Raw genomic sequence first — 17,937 nt, forward strand, 5'->3', positions numbered from 1 at the left:
AGCCAAGCTTTGAAAAAGCGTCGGAGAAAATGCAAAAAAAACTGACACCCTGTCACAGAGTGTCGGTTTTTATTGATCAGCGATCAGTGGATGAGAATCGTTACTTAAAACAACTCAGCCGAAGGCGACATCAGCGTCTCACTGCCGGCGATGACCTTGGCATAGTAAGCATCAGTTTCGGGCAGCAGTCGCTGCATAAAAAACGCCGCCGTGGCACGCTTGGCACGGTGGAAGTCGTCGTCCTTGCCAGCTGCGGCCTGAGCCATCTTCGACCACATCAGAGCGTAAGCAGTGAGGCCAAAGAGGTTCAGATAATCGCAACTGGCAGCGCCGACGGCGTTGGCATCTTTAGCTGCAGCATCCAGTAAAAAGACAGTGGCAGCACTGAGTTTTTGCAGTGCCTTTGCCAGTGCTTCGGCCAGGCTGGCGTCATCCAAATCGTCGATCACTGTTTGGATTTCGGCGCGGAATAATTCAAACCAGTGCCCACCATTTACGGCGACTTTTCGTCCGGCTAAATCGAGCGCCTGAATGCCATTGGTACCTTCGTAAATCTGCGCGATACGCGCGTCGCGCACGAATTGCTCCATGCCCCATTCGCGAATATAACCGTGACCACCGAACACCTGCTGACCGAGAATCGTCGCGTCCAAACCGCGATCGGTGAAGTAGGCTTTGGCAACAGGCGTCAGCAAAGCGACCAGGCCTTCGGCCTTTTTACGTTCGGCTTCATCCGGATGTCCCTTGGCGATATCGAGCCACATGCCAACATAGGCCGCAAACGCACGACCGCCTTCGTTATAAGCACGTTGGGTGAGCAACATGCGACGCACATCCGGATGCACGATGATCGGATCGGCCGCTGCATCTGGCTGCACAGCACCGGCAGGCGCGCGACTTTGAATACGGTCTTTGGCGTAAGCCACGGCGGATTGATATGACACTTCACCGAGGCCGACGCCCTGCAAGCCGATCGACAGTCGCTCGTAGTTCATCATGGTGAACATGGCCGCCAGGCCTTTGTTGGCTTCGCCGACCAGCCAGCCCTGAGCGCCATCGAAATTCATCACGCAGGTGGCAGACCCTTTAATGCCCATCTTGTGCTCGATGGAACCACAGGCCAGAGCGTTACGTTCACCGACAGAGCCATCGTCATTAACCAGAAACTTGGGCACCACAAAGAGTGAAATGCCTTTGGATCCGGCTGGTGCATCGGGCAGTTTGGCAAGCACCAGGTGAATGATGTTCTCGGTCAAATCGTGCTCACCACCGGTGATAAAAATCTTGGTGCCGGTGATGTTGTAGCTGCCATCGTCGTTGGGCACGGCTTTGCTTTTCATGATGCCCAGGTCGGTGCCGCAATGCGGTTCGGTCAGGCACATGGAACCGCTCCAACGACCTTCGTACAGCGGTGGCAAATAGGTTTGTTTCAGTTCATCGCTGGCGTGGCGCAGCAGACACAGACTCGCACCAGCACTCAACACCGGGTAAAGCGCGAAGGAGGTGTTGGCGGCATAGACCATCTCTTCGAACATCACCGTTAACATCTTGGGCATGCCCTGACCGCCGAATTCCGGATCGCCACCCAGGCCCACCCAGCCACTTTCGGCGTAGGTTTGGTAGGCGTCTTTGAAACCGGTCGGCGTAGTCACTTCGCCATCGTTCCAGGTGCAGCCTTCTTCATCGCCGCTGCGGTTGATCGGGAACAGCTCGTTCTCGCACAGCCTGGCGCCTTCTTCGAGAATGGCCGACACCAGATCGGGCGTGACTTCAGCGGTATGCGGCATGCTGGCCCAAAGTTCGTCGGCCTTGAAGACATCATTCAACACGAACTGCATGTCTTGAATGGGTGCTTTGTATTCCGCCATGGTGATGAACCTTTGTTATTTGGATTTTGGTTAACAGCGCAGAGCACAACAGGAGGTCCGGGACGGCGGGTTGCCTTATCCAGGGGAGTCGGCGGCCATGGACGGCCGCCGCCTAGCGTACAGGGACGTATTCACAGCGACCCCGGATAAGGCGGCCCGCTGGCACGGACCGGCCCTTTACCACGATTTACCAGAACAGCAGACAATCAGAACGCGAAATGCGCCTCGTCCAGATCCATCATGCTATCAACACCGGCCAGCATCGCCTGCTTGTGGCTTTCGATGCGCGGCAGGATGCGCTCGAAGTAGAAGGTCGCGGTCTTGATCTTGGCGTTGTAGAAATCCACTTCGCTGCTGCCGGCATCAATTGCCTGCTGAGCTTTTTCCGCCATCAGCGCCCAGTAGTAACCGAGGGTGATATAGCCGGAATACATCAGGTAATCGACCGCTGCACCGCCGACTTCTTCGCGGTTCTTCATCGCCTTCATGCCCAGTTTCATGGTCATGTCGCCCCACTCTTTATTGGCTTCCGCCAAGCGAGCAACGATGGGTTTCAGCGCGCCTTTAGCGGAGCTTGCTTTGCAGAACTTGTGCACGATCTTGGTGAATCTCTTCAGCATCTCGCCCTGGCTCATCAACACTTTACGACCCAGCAGGTCGAGCGCCTGAATGCCGGTGGTGCCTTCATAGAGCTGGGCAATGCGGTTATCGCGCACGATCTGCTCCATGCCCCATTCCTGAATATAGCCATGACCACCGAATACCTGCACACCATGGTTGGCGGCTTCGGTGCCGACTTCGGTCAGGAAGGCTTTGGCGATTGGTGTTAAGAAGCTGAGCAAATCGTCGGCGTCTTTGCGGGCGTCTTCATCCTGGCTGCGCTTAACGGTGTCGACCAGTTGGCTGGCGTGCATCAGCATGGCACGGCCGCCTTCGGCGAAGGCTTTCTGGGTCAGCAGCATACGACGCACATCCGGATGCACGATGATTGGATCAGCCGCTTTTTCCGGCGCTTTCGGGCCAGACAGACTGCGCATCGCCAGACGATCTTTGGCGTATGCCAGTGCGCCCTGGAACGACAATTCAGCCGAAGCCACGCCCTGCATGGCGGTGCCCAGACGAGCAAAGTTCATAAAGGTGAACATGCACTTCAGGCCCTGGTTCGGCGGGCCGATCAAAAAGCCTTTGGCGGCATCGAAGTTCATCACACAGGTGGCGTTACCGTGAATGCCCATCTTGTGCTCGATGGAGCCACACTGAACTTCGTTGCGAGTACCGTCCGGCAGAACCTTAGGGACGATGAACAGCGAAATGCCTTTGGTGCCTTCCGGCGCATCGGGCAGGCGGGCCAGGACGATATGGACGATGTTATCGACCATGTCGTGCTCACCGGCGGAGATGAAAATCTTGGTACCGGAAATCGCGTAGCTGCCGTCGGCTTGGGGTTCGGCTTTGGATTTCAGCGTACCCAGGTCGGAGCCGCAATGCGGTTCGGTCAGACACATGGTGCCGGTCCATTCGCCGGACACCAGCTTGGTCAAATAGGTGTCTTTCTGCTCATCCGTGCCGTGCAGTTCCAAGGTGTTCATCGCACCGTGCGACAAACCCGGATACATGCCCCAGGCCCAGTTCGCAGTGGAGACCATCTCGGAAACCATATTGCCGATGGAATCCGGCATACCCTGACCGCCATATTCCACCGGGTTCGACAGTGACGGCCAGCCGTTTTCAGTCCACTGTTGATAGGCTTCTTTAAAGCCGGTCGGCGTAGTCACCACACCATCCTTCCAGGTGCAGCCTTCTTTATCGCCAACCTGATTCAACGGCGCCAGCACTTCTTCACAGAATTTGGCGGCTTCGCCCATGATGGCGTCGACCATATCGCGACTGGCGTCTTCAGCACCGATGGCCTCGTAATGAGCTTCACTGTCGAGCACTTCGTGCAGCACGAATTGCATATCACGCAAGGGCGCTTTGTATTCTGGCATGGTGTCACCTCTAATCGATAACAGGGCCGGTATCGGCCAGACCGACTGCGGCAGCAGCAGGTCGGAAAGGGGTTCAAACGAGCGTTTGAAACATACGTTCGGCTTAACACGGTGTCAAGCGCTGGCTCACCAGATTCACAGGTAGCCTAGACCAAGTTGGGATTGGTGCCTGGTGGGAAAGATTAGAAGGCGGAATGACGGAGTAAATGAGCAAAGTCAGCTGCTGGGGTGAAGGCCCCGTGATTCATTGGGAAAGTAATGGATGATGACATTCACGCTCAGCACGAACGGAGCCAGGGCCCAAACTGGGCTTCAAACCGGCCGTCGGTCGCCATGGAGGGCGACCGTCGAGCGTACAGGGATGTACTTGCAGCGTGCCGGTTTGAAGCCCAGTTTGGGCCCTGGCGGCACTGAAACGACCAACCTCTTCGGTGTCAGTACTCTCTAGACAAATCCACCGGAAACAACGGCGTTTCGCCGGCGCGATGCCTTTTCAGGTTCTCAGTGGCGAGCGCTATCACTTCAGAAGGCTCACTGGTCGAGGCGATATGAGGCGTGACCCGCACCAGCGGATGCGACCAGAAGTCGTGGTCGGCCGGTAAGGGTTCGGTGTTAAAGACATCAAGGATGGCACCACTGAGCTGGCCGTTATCAATCGCCGTTAGCAAGTCGGCATCGACCAGACTGCCGCCACGGCCGACGTTCATCACCACCGGTTTTTGCTGACAACGCCGAAACAGGTCGGCGTTTAAAAAGCCGCGGGTGGCTTCGGTTAAAGGCAGCAGATTAATCAGATAATCACAACGCGCCAGCCCCTCGCTTAAACCGGCGTCCCCAGTCAGCGCTTGCACACCCTCTATGGTACGGCCGGAGCGACTCCAGCCATCGACCGCATAACCCTGAGCCAATAACGCCCGAGCCACGGTCTGACCGAGTTCGCCCATACCCAGCACCAGCACGCGCTCGCCATAGGTGCCGTCGTGCCAGGCCCACTGGCGCGCATCTTCGGCGCGAAGCAGGCGCGGCATATCGAGCTGCCAGTTATTGAGTTGCGCGCCGACGTAACGCGCCATCCGGTCCTTCAGGCTCTGGCTCATAAAACGCGCCACCGGCCAGTCGGTCGGCAAACCCGCGCTGAGCAGATGATCAACGCCGGCGCCAAAGCTTTGCACCAACGGCTTATTAAAGGTCGACCAATCGAGCATGTCGGGCTTCCAGGCGACGATCATTTCCACCGCTGCCGAATCAAACGCATCGGCTGCGGTCCAGACCGGTTCATTAAACCCCTGGTCAGCGAAATCCTGGGCGATGGCATCGAGACGGCTTTCGGAGCCGCTCATCAGAACAAGAACAGACATGGACAAACCAAGGTACGAAGTGAAGCCTCACTTTATCACAGCGAAGCGGTGCTCAGCCGCCCAGCAAACGCTGGTTTTCACGTTCGATATATTCGTAGAAATCGACGTCTTTCAGGCCTTTAGCCGCAGCGCGATCGAGCACCAGCGTTGCGCGTGGATGCATCTGCAAAATGGAGGCTGGGCAGCGTGCCGCCACCGGGCCTTCGACGGCTTCGCGAATGGCATCTGCCTTGGCTTCACCGGTTGCCAGCAACAAGATATGCCGTGCTTCCATGATGGTGCCGATGCCCATGGTGATGGCGAGGTTGGGTTGGAATTCATCCGCTTTAAAAAAGCGTTTATTGGCTTCGACGGTATCCGGCGTCAGGGTTTTTACGCGAGTGCGTGAGGCCAGGCTGGAGCTGGGTTCGTTAAACCCGATATGGCCGTTACGGCCAATGCCGAGCAGTTGCAGGTCGATGCCGCCAGCGTCTTTGATCGCTTTTTCGTATGCTTCGCAGGCGGCCAGCGGATCTTTGGCAGCACCATCGGGTACCTGGGTATTGGCCGGGTCGATGTCGATCTGGCTGAACAATTCACGGTTCATAAAGTGGCGATAACTTTGCGGATGCTCGCCACTCAAACCCAGATATTCGTCGAGATTAAACGAACGCGCCTGAGCAAAACTGACCTCGCCATTCTGGTAACGGCGAATCAGTTCGCGGTACAGCGCAATCGGTGTAGAACCGGTTGCCAAGCCCAGGACGGACTGCGGTTTTTTCTGCAAACGGGCAACGAATTGATCGGCGCCATACTGGGCGACCGCTTCGGGCGTATCGAGGATAACAATCTGCATAAGAGCGTCGAATTCCGTGCGCTATTGAATCAGTACAGCCGTTTACCGGCGCGCCAAAGTCCCTGGACCTTGAGATCGTCATCGAACCAGCTGACGTCGGCGACCCGGCCTTCGCGCAAGCTGCCAAAGCGCTCATCGATGCCCAGGTATTCGGCCGGATAACGACTCGCCATGGCGACCGCTTCGTCGAGCGATAGTTTCAGGGTGCGCACGCAATAACGCACCGCATCGACCAGCGAAATGGCGCTGCCCGCCAAACGACCGGCGGCATTAACCAGACGGCCGTTTTCTTCATGAATCTGTTCGCCGTAAAGCTCGAAGGTCTTGCTTTGCGCACCGAGCGTCGCCATCGCATCGGACACCAGATAGAGCTTGCCGCGCGGTTTGGCGTGCAGAGCCAGTTGCACCGAAGTCGGGTGGACATGAATGCCATCGGCGATGATGCCGCACCAGCTGTGTTGATCCGCCAGCGCCGTGCCGACCACGCCCGGTTCGCGGCCGGTCATCGGTCGCATGGCGTTATACAGATGCGTAAAACCCGACAGCCCGGCATCGAGGGCGCGGCGCACTTCATCGTGCAGCGCATTGGTATGACCAGCGCTGACGCGCAAACCGAGCGCCACCATGCGTTGAATATCGATCGGGTCGATTTGCTCGGGCGCTACAGTGATGATGGCCGGCACCTTGGCAGCCTGTTCCAGCCAGGCCCAGTCGGCGTCATCGAGTCGGCGCAGCCAGTTGGGATGGTGCACGCCATTGCGTTCCTGGCTGAAAAAAGGGCCTTCAACGTGCACGCCGAGAATGCCCGAATGCGGATCCTTGGCGGCCTCGACCGCCGCGGCAACGCCGGCTTCAGTCACCGCCAGGCGGTCACTGATCAGCGTTGCCAGAATGCGTGCGACACCGGCACTGGCATGACCTTCCGCCATGGCTGCCAGGGCTTCGGCATCGGGCTGATTATTAAACAGCACACCGCCACCGCCATTGACCTGCAAATCGAGCAGGCCTGGCGTCACAACGCCATGGCTCAGTTCTTCACGCTGATAGTGCGAAGGAACCTCAGACACCGCCACGCGCCCGCGCACTGTCTCACCCTCAATCAGCAGCGCCGACGGGCCGTGGCGCGTGACGCCATCGAAGAGACTGGGGGCAATCAAGGCAGTGTGCATAAGGATGTCCTTCCGCCGGCTGGCGTTTAATCAGTACTGACCGACAGTTCGGTCACAAAGTCATAGATGTCGCCGCGATACCAGGACCGGGTAAATTCCACCGGCCGGTTGTTGGCATCAAAGCCCTGGCGCTCGATGTACAGCACCGCGTCACCCGGAGCGATTTTCAGATAGCGCGCCACCTCGGCGTCGGCGTTGTGCGCGGTCATGGTTTGCAGGGCGCGCACCGGCCGGGCGCGGACCCTATCGAGTGCCTGATACAGCGAATCGCCGACTTTTTCGGCGTCGCCGATGATGCTGGTCGGCACCGTTGCAATCTCATAGGCCATCGGCGTTTCGCTGGCAAAACGCACGCGGGTAAAACGACCGATGCGCGCACCGGGTGACAGATTCAACGCCATCGCCTCACGCGGTGACGACTGCAACGTCTGCCGGCTGACCCAGCGCGACGAGGGCCGCATACCACGCATGGCCATGTCTTCGGTAAAGCTGTTGAGCACCGACAGGTTCTTGTGAATCGATTGCTTACCACCGGAAGTGACCACGGTGCCGGCGCCCTGGCGCTGGCGCAGCAGACCTTCGCTGACCAATGTTTCAATTGCCTTGCGCACAGTTACGCGCGACACGCCAAGCGCTTCGGCCAGTTCGCGTTGCGGCAACAAATAATCACCGTCCTTGAGCAGACCTTCATGAATGGCCTGACTCAAGGAGCGCGCTAACTGGGTATAGAGCGAGCCGGCCTGATTCGGATCCGGAGTCAGAAAGGCGATCAGTTCCCGATCGCCACGTACCGGTATGGATGACATCAGCGAGCACTCCCTTGTCGTTGCGAAAACGGGTTCGAACGTCGAGCCAGGCGCAAAGCACCATCAAGCGCATCACCCTGGGGTTCACGCAAACGCTCGCGATGCCGCGCCGCCAGACGCGCCGATACAAAGTCAGCTAAACCACCCTGCACAACCAAAGGTTGCGGTGGCTGCTGCAAGGCATCCAGTAACTGATCGAGCACCTGGCTTTGCTCGTCGACAATGGCCTGGGCATGAGCATCGCCTTGTTCAAAGCAACGCACGACTAAGGGCGCCAACTCACCATAATCGACCGAGCGGGCTTTTTGGGCCCAGCCAATAAGACCACTGTCAGAACCCTCAAAACGCGCCCAGACGGCCTCGGTCAATGCAGAGGCTGGCGCCAGACCATCGCGCTGCGCCAAGGCCCGGCGCACCGCCTGCAAACCGAGCCAGGCGCCACTGGCGGCATCATCGAGCGGAAAACCCCAGCCCGAGACACGGCGCCAGTCACCGCCACTGTAATTAAAACCGATGATACCGGTACCGACGATCAGCAAGGTGCCATCGGCACCACCATGGGCGCCGACGCAGGCAATCTGACCATCGTTGAATAAGTCGAAGTGGGCAAAGCCATGATCACGCTGCAGAAATTGCTCGGCGGCGGAGGCGAATTCAGACCCGGCCAAACCCGCTGCGACCACAATCTGCCGGCGTGCCTCGGCGGACAGCCCGGCCTGGACAAGCACCTCGGTGGTGGCAGCATCGATCGATTGCCAACTCACCTCAGCGCTTTGAAACACATTGGCACTGCCGCTGCGGGCCTGTGCCAGAACCCGGCCGTCGGCGTCCGTCAGGCGCACCCGACAAGCGGTGCCACCACCATCAATGCCCATATAAAAAGTCGGCAACGAGGTTCCCGTGGTCATCGAATCGAAGCTTCCTGTATTCGCGTGTCATTCTTATGCCGACCCCAAAAAATGAAGTCGCTGTTGAATCGGTAGATTACAACCTTTCACTACCCACAACAATACCAATATAATACCTTTAACTTTTGCAATGCCAGCAACCGGACTGAGGACAACACTAATGACGCTCAACGCCACTGCCGACATTCGACCGGTCGCCGAGGGCTACCAAGTCACTCTGTACTGGCCGGCCCAGGCCGCCAAATTCACCGCGACGGAACTCTGTTTCAGCCTGCTGCACCCGCTCGATGCAGCCAGTATCGAAGGCGCTCAGTTGGTCGAGCGCCAGGGCGACTGGCATCGGCTGCAGTTGGACAGCGCCTGGGACGGAACCAAGCCACTGCGCATCCGTTTTGCTGGTGCCGGCAGCCTGCGCAAACTGACCGACCGACCCGATGGGGTTTATCTGCAAGCGGGCAAGCAGCGCGCTGAGGTTATCCTGCCAGGCGAAGCCGAACGCAGCACCTTCCCCGTGCAGCCAATGCCGGAAGGCAAGCTGATGCTGCTGCCACAGCCGGAACATCTCAAGCTTGAGCCAAGCCTACTGCCTTGCCCAGCCGCGTTGAATTTCGCCGGCGAGCGCTGGAACTCTGCCTGGCTGCAACGCCTGTACGGCCGACTTAAGGCAGCGTCAGTGCCGACGCTCTCAGCGACCGGCTTGACGATTGCTGAGCAGCACAAACCCGACCTGGTCAGCGACTTTCATCTGCAAATCACCGGCACCAGCATCGACCTGGCTTATCGCGACGAAACCGGTTTTCAGACCGGTCAGGCCTATCTGATGCAATATCTGCTGCAGTGGCCCCTGGCCGGCTCGCTGCCCGCTGCCGAACTCGCCGGTACGCCGCGATTCAGCTATCGAGGCGTGCATCTGGATGTGGTGCGCCACTTCTTTGAGGCCGAACCGATTCAGCAATGGTTCGATCTGTTCGCGCTGTTCCAAATCAATCACTTTCATTGGCACCTCACCGACGACGACGGCTGGCGCGTGCCCAGCACCGCCTATCCACAGATCGAGCAGATCGCCGCCTGGCGCGGGCCGGACCAGGCCCTGCCACCGCAAATGGGCACCGGCGCCCAGCCTTATGGCGGCTGCTACAGCGCCGACGAGATTCGCGCCACCGTTCAGCGCGCCAAGGAGCTGGGTATCACGGTGATCCCGGAAATGGATGTGCCGGGCCACTGCCGGGCGCTGCTCAAAGCGCTGCCCGAACTGGTTGAAGCCGAGGATCAATCGGTTTATCGCAGCGTCCAACATCATAACGACAACGTCATTAACCCAGCGCTGCAGGCCACCCAGACAGTGATTCGCACGCTGATCGACGAATGGTGCGAACTCTTCGACGGCCCGCTGTTTCACCTGGGTTCAGACGAAGTGCCAGCCGGCGCCTGGCTCGGTTCTCCGGCGGCAAAAAGCTGGGCGCAGCAGCAACAGCGCCAGCCGGAAGATCTGCACGGTGTCTTTATGGCCGAGCTGGAACAGGTGGTACAGGCGCATGGCAAAACCGCTATGGGCTGGGAGGAGATCCGCACCGGCAATGCCGTCAGCGCGAACACCTGGATTCTCTCCTGGCAGGGCGTCGAGGCGGGTCAGGCTGCGGCCGAAGCCGGTCATCCGGTGGTGATGACACCCGCGCAGCACTGCTATTTCGACCTGGCGGTCAGCGATCGGCCGGAAGACCCGGGTTATTACTGGGCTGGCACCGTCGATCTGAGCACCGTCTGGCACTACAACCCCAGCGCCGGACTGTCCGACGCCGCCACCGGGAATATCCAGGGCGTTCAGGCCTGCCTGTGGAGCGAAGTCATCACCAGCCCCGAACAAGCCGAATTTATGTGGTTCCCACGCTTGCTGGGCCTGGCGGAAGTGGCCTGGGGCTCTAACCAGAACGGTGATTTCACCGATTTCGAAGCCCGCGCCCGGCACTGGATGGCATTACTTGCCCAGTTGGGCGTTCAGGGTCGTGACACCGCCCTGGGTTGGTAAAACGACGCAAAAACGACAGAAAAACAACGAGTTAGCTGAGAACGTCGGCAAAAGAAGCCAGTATGCCTGCTTGGTATTGCCTGGTCCTATTATTGGTACTATATTGGGCTTACCATTCCGCATGGCCCATTTTGACATAACAACAAACGAGGTTCGTATGAAACTCTTTAAAAAACCTTTGCCGCTGGTCAAGCACTCCCTGGCACTGGCCACCGCTGCGGCCACCCTGGCGAGCAGCCAGCTGGCATTCGCTGAAGACACAGTGGTGGAACTCTATACCTGGCGTGTTCAGGACGAAGCCCTGTTCGACTACATCAATGAAAAAAATCTGATTCCCGGCGTACAGGTGAACCTGAACGTTTATACCGAGGACATCGAATCCAAACTGCGTATCGACATGCAGACCAATCGCCCAGACCTCTATCACGCCAAAGCCGGTTCGGCCTGGATGCAGCCCTGGATTGATGCCGGCGTTGCCGCTCCGGTGTCCGAGCTGGGTCTCGATATGAGCGCCTTCGGCGAAGCCGCTCTGGCCGGCGCCACCGGCAGTGATGGCGAAGTCTATGGCGTACCTTTCGTGATGCAGATGGAATCCATCCTCTATAACAAAGCCGTTTTCGATGGCGCGCCGACCACCCTGGACGAACTGGAAGCCGCCTTTGCTGAGCTGAAAGATCAGGGCATCGTGCCAATGCACGTTGACGGTCGCGATGGCTGGTACCTGAACCAGGTATTGCACGAAACCATTCTCGCCGGTATGACCAGCGATGACTGGGCACAGCAAGTGGTCGCCGGCGAAGCCTGCTTTACCGATGATGTCTATGTCGATGCCATGGAACGCTTCAAATCCTGGCAGGACGCAGGCTACCTGAACCCCAACCCGCTGGCCGACGACTACGGCGCCATGCGTACCGGCGTTGCGCTGGGCACGTCGGCAATGATGATCGACGGCATCTGGTCAGCCACACCGGCATCACCGATGTACCAGATCGACCCGAGTCTGGAACTGGGCTTTATGGCCATACCAGGTAACGCCAACAAGGTGTACGGCTTCACCGATGCGCACCTGGCCTACAACCCGAATTCGGACGACATCGACGCCGTCAAGAAGGTGATGGAGTTCTACACCACGCCGATGTTCGCCCAGCTGTTCGCCGATATGGTCGAAGCGGTTCCTGCCTCCAACCATCCGGTGGATGTGAACAACGAGCGCGTTCAGGCGGCTGCGGAAATGATTTCCAGCAACTCTTTGGCGGCTCAGCCATTCTTCCACGATGCGCTGATCAGCGTTGATCCGGGTTATCGTCCGCTGGTTTCCGAAGGCATGCAGCAACTGCTGGCGGGTGAAATCACTGCCCGCGAACTGGCCGAGCATATCCAGAGCGGTCTGAACAACGCCGGTTACATCGGTGCTGACCACTGCGCACTGTGATCGTTGCGCTAACCTGACCGGGCTTGCCGGTCATCGAGGCGGGTCGATTATCGACCCGCCCCCTGCTCTTCCCCGACCCTCTGCCCGTGTGACTTTCAATCATGACGCGATACTCTGACTCTGACCCAACAACGGATTTCCAATCCCGCTCCTGGCTCAGCTATACCGCCCTGGAAAAAATTCAGCGCACCCTCTTATTAACACCTGGCGTGCTGCTCTACGGCATTTTTAATTTTATTCCGCTGATGGCGCTGTTCTCACTCAGTCTGGTGAAATGGCCGGGCATTGGCCCGAAAGAATTTGTCGGCTTTGATAATTTTGCCAAGGTGCTGACGCAAGATTATTACCGCGACCAGATGCTCAATGCGCTGGTGCAAAACGTGATTTTTTTCATCGTTATTATCGGCTCGTTTCTGATCATCGGCACTGCCCTGGCGTTGCTGTTGAGCTTCAAAACCTGGGGCCGGAAAACCTATCAGGTTTTGTTCTTTTTGCCCTACCCGATGGCCGGTGCAGCCGTAGCCTATCTGCTTGATTTGTTCGTCCATCCACGCGGTCCGCTCAACGCTTTTCTGGTGCAAACCGGCCTGGTCGACAGCGCTATTCCGTTTTTAGGTGATCAGGATACTGCCCTCATTACCATGGCGATGTTCTACACCTGGCATCGTATGGGTTTTGCCATCATGTTGATTTTGTCCGGCATTCTGGCGGTACGTTCCGACCTGCTCGAAGCCTCGATGCTCGACGGCGCCAACCGCTGGCAATCGATCCGCAATGTGGTGCTGCCAGTGCTCGGTCCGGCCTTTGTGCTGATCACCGTTATCGTTATGGTCGATGTGTTTAACAACGCCGACTACGTACTGCTGATCATGGGACCCGAAGCCGGCCCGCTGCGCTCAACCGACATCATGGGCACCTTCCTGTTCCGCACCGCCTTCGGTGGCAATGCCGATACCACCGACACCAACTTCGGCATGGCAGCAGCCATCGGCCTGATGACGGCGTTGTTAATTTTACCGGCCGCCATCTTCCTGGCGCTGAAGAATCTGCGCAGCAGTTGAGGATGACGCATGGATAAGATTTTCAAACTCAATAAGCGCGAACAGTTAGTGGTTCAGTTAATCATGCTGGCCTGGGTGGTCGTGGTGCTGGTGCCGTTCGGCGCTGCGGTTTTGAATTCACTAAAACCCAACGTCGGCCAGGTATTTCGCGAACCCTTCGGCCTGCCCGATCCGGTCACCTGGAGCAACTTTGCCAAAGCCTGGGTCAATGCCAATTTCGCCCAGTATTTTTTGAACTCGGCAATCATCTCCATCAGCTCGGTGATACTGGTGACCTTCTGCGCCAGCACCACGGCCTTTGTATTGGCGCGCATGCCGTTTCGCGGCAGCACCTTTATTTTTATGCTGTTTCTGGTTGGGGTGATTATTCCGATTCGGCTGGCGTTGGCGCCGCTATTCGACATCGTGCGCGGGCTGGGTTTACTCGATACTTTGCTCGGGGTCATTCTGGTACAAAGCGCCAGCATGATGCCGGTGGCGGTGTTTATTCTGGTCAGCTTTATGAAGAATATTTCCACCGAATTGGAAGAGGCCGCGAAGATGGATGGCGCACTGCCCTTCACCATCTACCGGCGCATTATTTTTCCGCTGGTGCGCCCGGCCATCGCCACCATCGCGCTGCTGACTTTCGTGCAAGCCTGGAACGAATACTTCCTGCCGCTGATCTTTTTGCAAAGCGAAGCCAACTATCCGTTAACGCTCGGTCTGCAACGTTTTAACCAACAGTTCGCCATTCAATGGCACATGATGTTCGCCGGAATTCTGATCATGATGGGGCCGACCATCATCGCCTTTATGCTGGCATCGAAGCAGTTTATTGCCGGCCTGACTCAGGGCGGAGTCAAAGAGTAAGCCATCCTGCATGGCGTTGTTCTGGTGGTCATCGCACAGCGCAACGCCGTCTTCGTTCTTGCCCTCCTTGTGAGGGCTTTTTTATGGGTTTCACGGACTAGAGCGAAGAACCTCTCATACCCCCCACAGCACCCGCTTCACAACACCGACCGCACAACCCAAAACTCTGGCTTCGCTTTTGTGACCCACCACTCAGTTTCCCGCCAATTAATCGACTTATTTTTATAAAATAAGTGTCAATATATTGGCGAATGTCGAGCGCGCTGAATCCCGAAAAACCCACTCGGCTCGGCTGTATCACCCTGTTATGGAGAACAGTGATATGAATAACACCTTATTATGGCAACCCTTGAGACAGGCCCCGCGGGCGGCACCTGGCTTAGCCCTGCTGCTCAGCCTTGGCCTGGCCGCCTGCGATTCCGGCTCGTCTGGTTCGCGCACAACGCCAATCGATACCTTTGACGGCAACCTTGAACTCAGTGGCTGGATAGGCACTGAAGACAGCCAGTTCACCATAAGCGGCGACTTCGATGGCTCGGAAGGTTTGACGTTCTATATCGGTCGAGACCCGGATTGCGATGCGGTCGCCGATGGCGAAAGCTGCGCTCACCAATACCGCCTGACCGAACAGCCCTTTGCCATTGATGCCGACAACGCCTTCACGCTGCTTGAAAAAGATCTTGGCTTCGAATTAAACAATTACGCTTACGCCCGCTTGCGCCAGGGCAAACAGGAAGCCACGACTTTCCTGAGTACGCAGTGGCTTCCAGTCCATAGCAGAATGCGGGCCGCCTATTTTCAGGGGCGTTTTTGGTTGATCGGATACAATGAATCTAGCGAACCGAATGAGGACCTCTGGTCCTCGGCGGATGGCGTTAACTGGCGAAAAGAAACCTCGGTCGACCGCGACCATCCCGGTCAAGAACATCTGTTCCGTAACCGCGAAGGCCATCAACTGGTGGTTTTCGACCCTGCTGGCGATGAACCGGAACAACTGTGGCTGATTGGGGGAGGTTTTTTTGAATCTTACGAACCTTCCGGACCTTCCGGACTTTTAGAACCTGTCTATTCATATAAAAACGACATCTGGTCGTCGAAAGATGGCATTCACTGGAGTTTGCGCCAACCCAACGCCGATTTTTCCGCGCGCATGAACCACCAAGTCACGGTCTTTGATGCCGATGGTAACGGCGAACCCGAGCTGTGGTTGCTGGGCGGTAATGATGGCAGCGCCCAAGGCGATGTCTGGACCTCGACTGATGGTAAGCAGTGGAATCCGGTTACATTGACTAATACCGAGGCAGGCGCCGAGCTGTTTTCAGCGAGGGACAACCATCAGCTCGTGGTGTTCGACGAGGGTAAGGGCGAGGGCGAGCAGTTGTGGTTGATTGGCAGCGATGATGTCTGGTCGTCCAACAACGGCTCGAAGTGGACTCAGGTTCTCGAGGCAACGCCGTTTCCCACCTATGACACTTTCAGGGTAGCGGTGTTCGATGCGCAGGGCGATGACTCAAAAGCACAGCTTTGGTTGGTTGGAGGTGATATTTCCGGCAACGATGTCTGGTCCTCCCCCGACGGCAAGGAATGGACACCGCACACCGAACCGACCGACCCGCCGTTTCCCGGCCGCCGCGAGTTGGTTGTCGTCGACGCCGACCACGATGGCAATGATGAACTCTGGGCATTGGGCGGTTATCCAATAGATGGTAGTGCCAATGGTGCTGCAAAAACGGATGCTTGGTCGACCCTCGATGGCGACCACTGGACCCAACAGACCCCCTTAGGCGGATTCAGTGCACGATTTAATGCACAAACCGTCAGTTTTGATGCCGGCCAGGGCGAACGGCTTTGGATGGTAGCCGGGGTGAATAGCAGCAACGGCGCTACCGTGGAAAACGATGTCTGGTCCTCCGCCGACGGTCTTCATTGGCAACAGATGCAAGCGCGCAACAGCATAGAAGGTGGCCCCCTGTTTGCGCCGCGATCCCAACATCAGCTGGTGGTATTCGACGCCGAGAACGACGAAAAAGGCCCACAACTGTGGCTGATTGGTGGTAAGGATGCCGGCGAAGACGATGTCTGGTCCTCACCGGATGGTGTGCTTTGGACCCAGCACACACTTAAGTGTGGGGATGATAAAGACACGTGTTTTGGCATTCGGCAAGGCCATCAGGTGGTGGTCTACGACGACGACCCCAACGACACTGAGGGTGAAAAGCTCTGGCTGATCGGCGGCACCTCGGGTAGCGATAAAAACGACGTCTGGTCGTCGGAAGATGGTGAAAACTGGGTCGAGGAAACCGCCAGCGCCGACTTCGGACCGCGCAGGGATCACCAGGTCGTGGTGTTCGATGCCGACCCTACTGACTCAACGCCGGCGGCCTTGTGGCTGGTGGGTGGAGAGGGGTTGCCTCTCCCTGACTCAGAGACAACCGAATACCTTAACGATGTCTGGACATCCACGGATGGCAAAAAATGGGACCTCGCCGACTGCGACCCCTGCTTCAGTGGCCGCAGTAGCCATCAATTGGTCGCCTATACACCACCCAACCAAACCCAACAGCAGCTTTGGTTGATTGGTGGCGCCAACGCTACTTCTATCTTCGGCGACATCTGGACCTCCGCTAATGGCACCAAGTGGAAGGAGATCAGCAAGGAACACCCTGCGCCATTTACGGGACGTTACAGCCAGAACCTGGTGGTCTTTGGTGACAATCCTGATCAGCCCGAACAGAAGGCGCTTTTGCTGATCGGCGGTCGGTCAGTGACTACTGGCCTCAGCAACGAAGTCTGGCGCTCAACCAATGGCACAGACTGGCGCTTAGGCTTTAAATCGCCGTTGCAAACGTCGGCTCTGGCGGGTCAGTAGTAGGAAACAAACGCACCCAACGCACAAAAGGCACCCCAGGGTGCCTTTTCTTTTTTTCAATCAGTGCCCACCGCATGGTTTTCCACCTTGCCTCTGGCAAGATGGCTAGCGCCGCTGCGTTCCGGGCTGACCCATACCACAATAAAAGGTTCGTCGCGGGCTAGCGGGACAACAGAGTAACGCCGGGTGCCAAGGTTTATGCCCGGTTTGCGCCAACCCTTCTTACTCAGCCCGAAGGCGGCTGCAACGGCTCGCTATAGCCGCCGGCCAATCCCTCCGGCACTGGCACCGCGCCCACCGCTTTGCGGTAGAAATCCACCGGCCCGGCATCGCCGATAAAGCCGTACACATAGCCGCGCTGCTTTAGACGGTGCAGCGCTTCTACCAATAAGGCTTTGCCCAGACCCAAACCACGCGCTGCTTCACTGACGCCAGTCGGGCCAAAAAAGCCGGGAAAGGTGACATCGAAACAGGCAAAGCCGAGCAGTTGCGTGCCACGGCGCGCAATCAATACCCGGCTGGGATGACCGCCTAATCCATTGGCCACTTCACTGGCCCAGCCAGCGCCGAATTCACGGCGCACCCAATCGACAATCAGCTCCCGATCCCAGGCCTGGGCGGACTGTATTTGATAACCCTCCGGCAAGGCAGGAGTGGCCGGTAGTTGCTGCAGTGACACGATCAGATCAGACATTTTGAGTTCCTGGGACCAGAGCGAGGCTACTTTAACAGCAGCCTTAACGGCTTGGAAAAGCAGACCATTGG

At 57.6% G+C, this 17,937-nt stretch carries 13 protein-coding genes; 5 read left to right on the forward strand and 8 right to left on the reverse strand.

Annotation, left to right across the window (positions count from 1 at the left end):
- Positions 1 to 104: 104 nt before the first annotated feature.
- The 7 genes from ACXAE6_RS02660 to ACXAE6_RS02690 form a co-directional block, all read right to left on the reverse strand.
- On the reverse strand, positions 105 to 1,868 hold the full coding sequence (locus ACXAE6_RS02660) for an acyl-CoA dehydrogenase C-terminal domain-containing protein (protein WP_475144115.1): 1,764 nt from the start codon (positions 1,866 to 1,868) through the stop codon (positions 105 to 107).
- A gap of 206 nt (positions 1,869 to 2,074) precedes the next feature.
- Positions 2,075 to 3,856, reverse strand: a complete 1,782-nt coding sequence (locus tag ACXAE6_RS02665; protein WP_475144118.1) for an acyl-CoA dehydrogenase C-terminal domain-containing protein — start codon at positions 3,854 to 3,856, stop codon at positions 2,075 to 2,077.
- Positions 3,857 to 4,290: 434 nt separating this feature from the next.
- Complete coding sequence (locus tag ACXAE6_RS02670) at positions 4,291 to 5,214, reverse strand: 2-hydroxyacid dehydrogenase (protein ID WP_475144121.1); 924 nt, start codon at positions 5,212 to 5,214, stop codon at positions 4,291 to 4,293.
- 52 nt (positions 5,215 to 5,266) lie between these two features.
- On the reverse strand, positions 5,267 to 6,049 hold the full coding sequence (nagB, locus tag ACXAE6_RS02675) for a glucosamine-6-phosphate deaminase (protein WP_475144123.1): 783 nt from the start codon (positions 6,047 to 6,049) through the stop codon (positions 5,267 to 5,269).
- A 29-nt stretch (positions 6,050 to 6,078) separates the two neighbouring features.
- Positions 6,079 to 7,218 carry an N-acetylglucosamine-6-phosphate deacetylase gene (nagA, locus tag ACXAE6_RS02680; RefSeq protein WP_475144126.1) on the reverse strand — a complete coding sequence of 380 codons (1,140 nt, stop codon included), beginning with the start codon at positions 7,216 to 7,218 and terminating at the stop codon, positions 6,079 to 6,081.
- Positions 7,219 to 7,244: 26 nt separating this feature from the next.
- Positions 7,245 to 8,024 carry a GntR family transcriptional regulator gene (locus ACXAE6_RS02685; protein WP_392799145.1) on the reverse strand — a complete coding sequence of 260 codons (780 nt, stop codon included), beginning with the start codon at positions 8,022 to 8,024 and terminating at the stop codon, positions 7,245 to 7,247.
- Complete coding sequence (locus ACXAE6_RS02690; protein ID WP_475144129.1) at positions 8,024 to 8,932, reverse strand: glucosamine kinase nucleotide-binding domain-containing protein; 909 nt, start codon at positions 8,930 to 8,932, stop codon at positions 8,024 to 8,026. The genes ACXAE6_RS02685 and ACXAE6_RS02690 overlap by 1 nt, the downstream gene beginning before the upstream one ends.
- Before the next feature lie 160 nt (positions 8,933 to 9,092).
- Here ACXAE6_RS02690 and ACXAE6_RS02695 point away from each other — a divergent pair, with 160 nt between their 5' ends.
- From ACXAE6_RS02695 to ACXAE6_RS02715, 5 genes are all read left to right on the forward strand, one after another.
- The gene (locus ACXAE6_RS02695; protein ID WP_475144131.1) at positions 9,093 to 10,958 is read left to right on the forward strand and encodes a beta-N-acetylhexosaminidase; all 1,866 of its coding nucleotides are present in this window, start codon (positions 9,093 to 9,095) and stop codon (positions 10,956 to 10,958) included.
- A 157-nt stretch (positions 10,959 to 11,115) separates the two neighbouring features.
- Entirely contained in the window at positions 11,116 to 12,390 is a 1,275-nt protein-coding gene (locus ACXAE6_RS02700; RefSeq protein WP_475144135.1) for an ABC transporter substrate-binding protein, read from the forward strand.
- Between the two features lie 101 nt (positions 12,391 to 12,491).
- A complete protein-coding gene (locus tag ACXAE6_RS02705) occupies positions 12,492 to 13,451 on the forward strand; it encodes a carbohydrate ABC transporter permease (RefSeq protein WP_475144137.1) in 960 nt (319 codons plus the stop codon).
- A 9-nt stretch (positions 13,452 to 13,460) separates the two neighbouring features.
- Complete coding sequence (locus ACXAE6_RS02710; protein WP_475144139.1) at positions 13,461 to 14,303, forward strand: carbohydrate ABC transporter permease; 843 nt, start codon at positions 13,461 to 13,463, stop codon at positions 14,301 to 14,303.
- A gap of 322 nt (positions 14,304 to 14,625) precedes the next feature.
- Positions 14,626 to 17,172 carry a DUF6242 domain-containing protein gene (locus tag ACXAE6_RS02715; protein WP_475144141.1) on the forward strand — a complete coding sequence of 849 codons (2,547 nt, stop codon included), beginning with the start codon at positions 14,626 to 14,628 and terminating at the stop codon, positions 17,170 to 17,172.
- A gap of 226 nt (positions 17,173 to 17,398) precedes the next feature.
- Here the strand turns inward: ACXAE6_RS02715 and ACXAE6_RS02720 are convergent, their stop codons facing one another.
- On the reverse strand, positions 17,399 to 17,866 hold the full coding sequence (locus ACXAE6_RS02720; RefSeq protein ID WP_475144144.1) for a GNAT family N-acetyltransferase: 468 nt from the start codon (positions 17,864 to 17,866) through the stop codon (positions 17,399 to 17,401).
- Positions 17,867 to 17,937: the final 71 nt, after the last annotated feature.

The sequence above is a fragment of the Saccharospirillum sp. ABV4_185 genome (assembly GCF_056159245.1).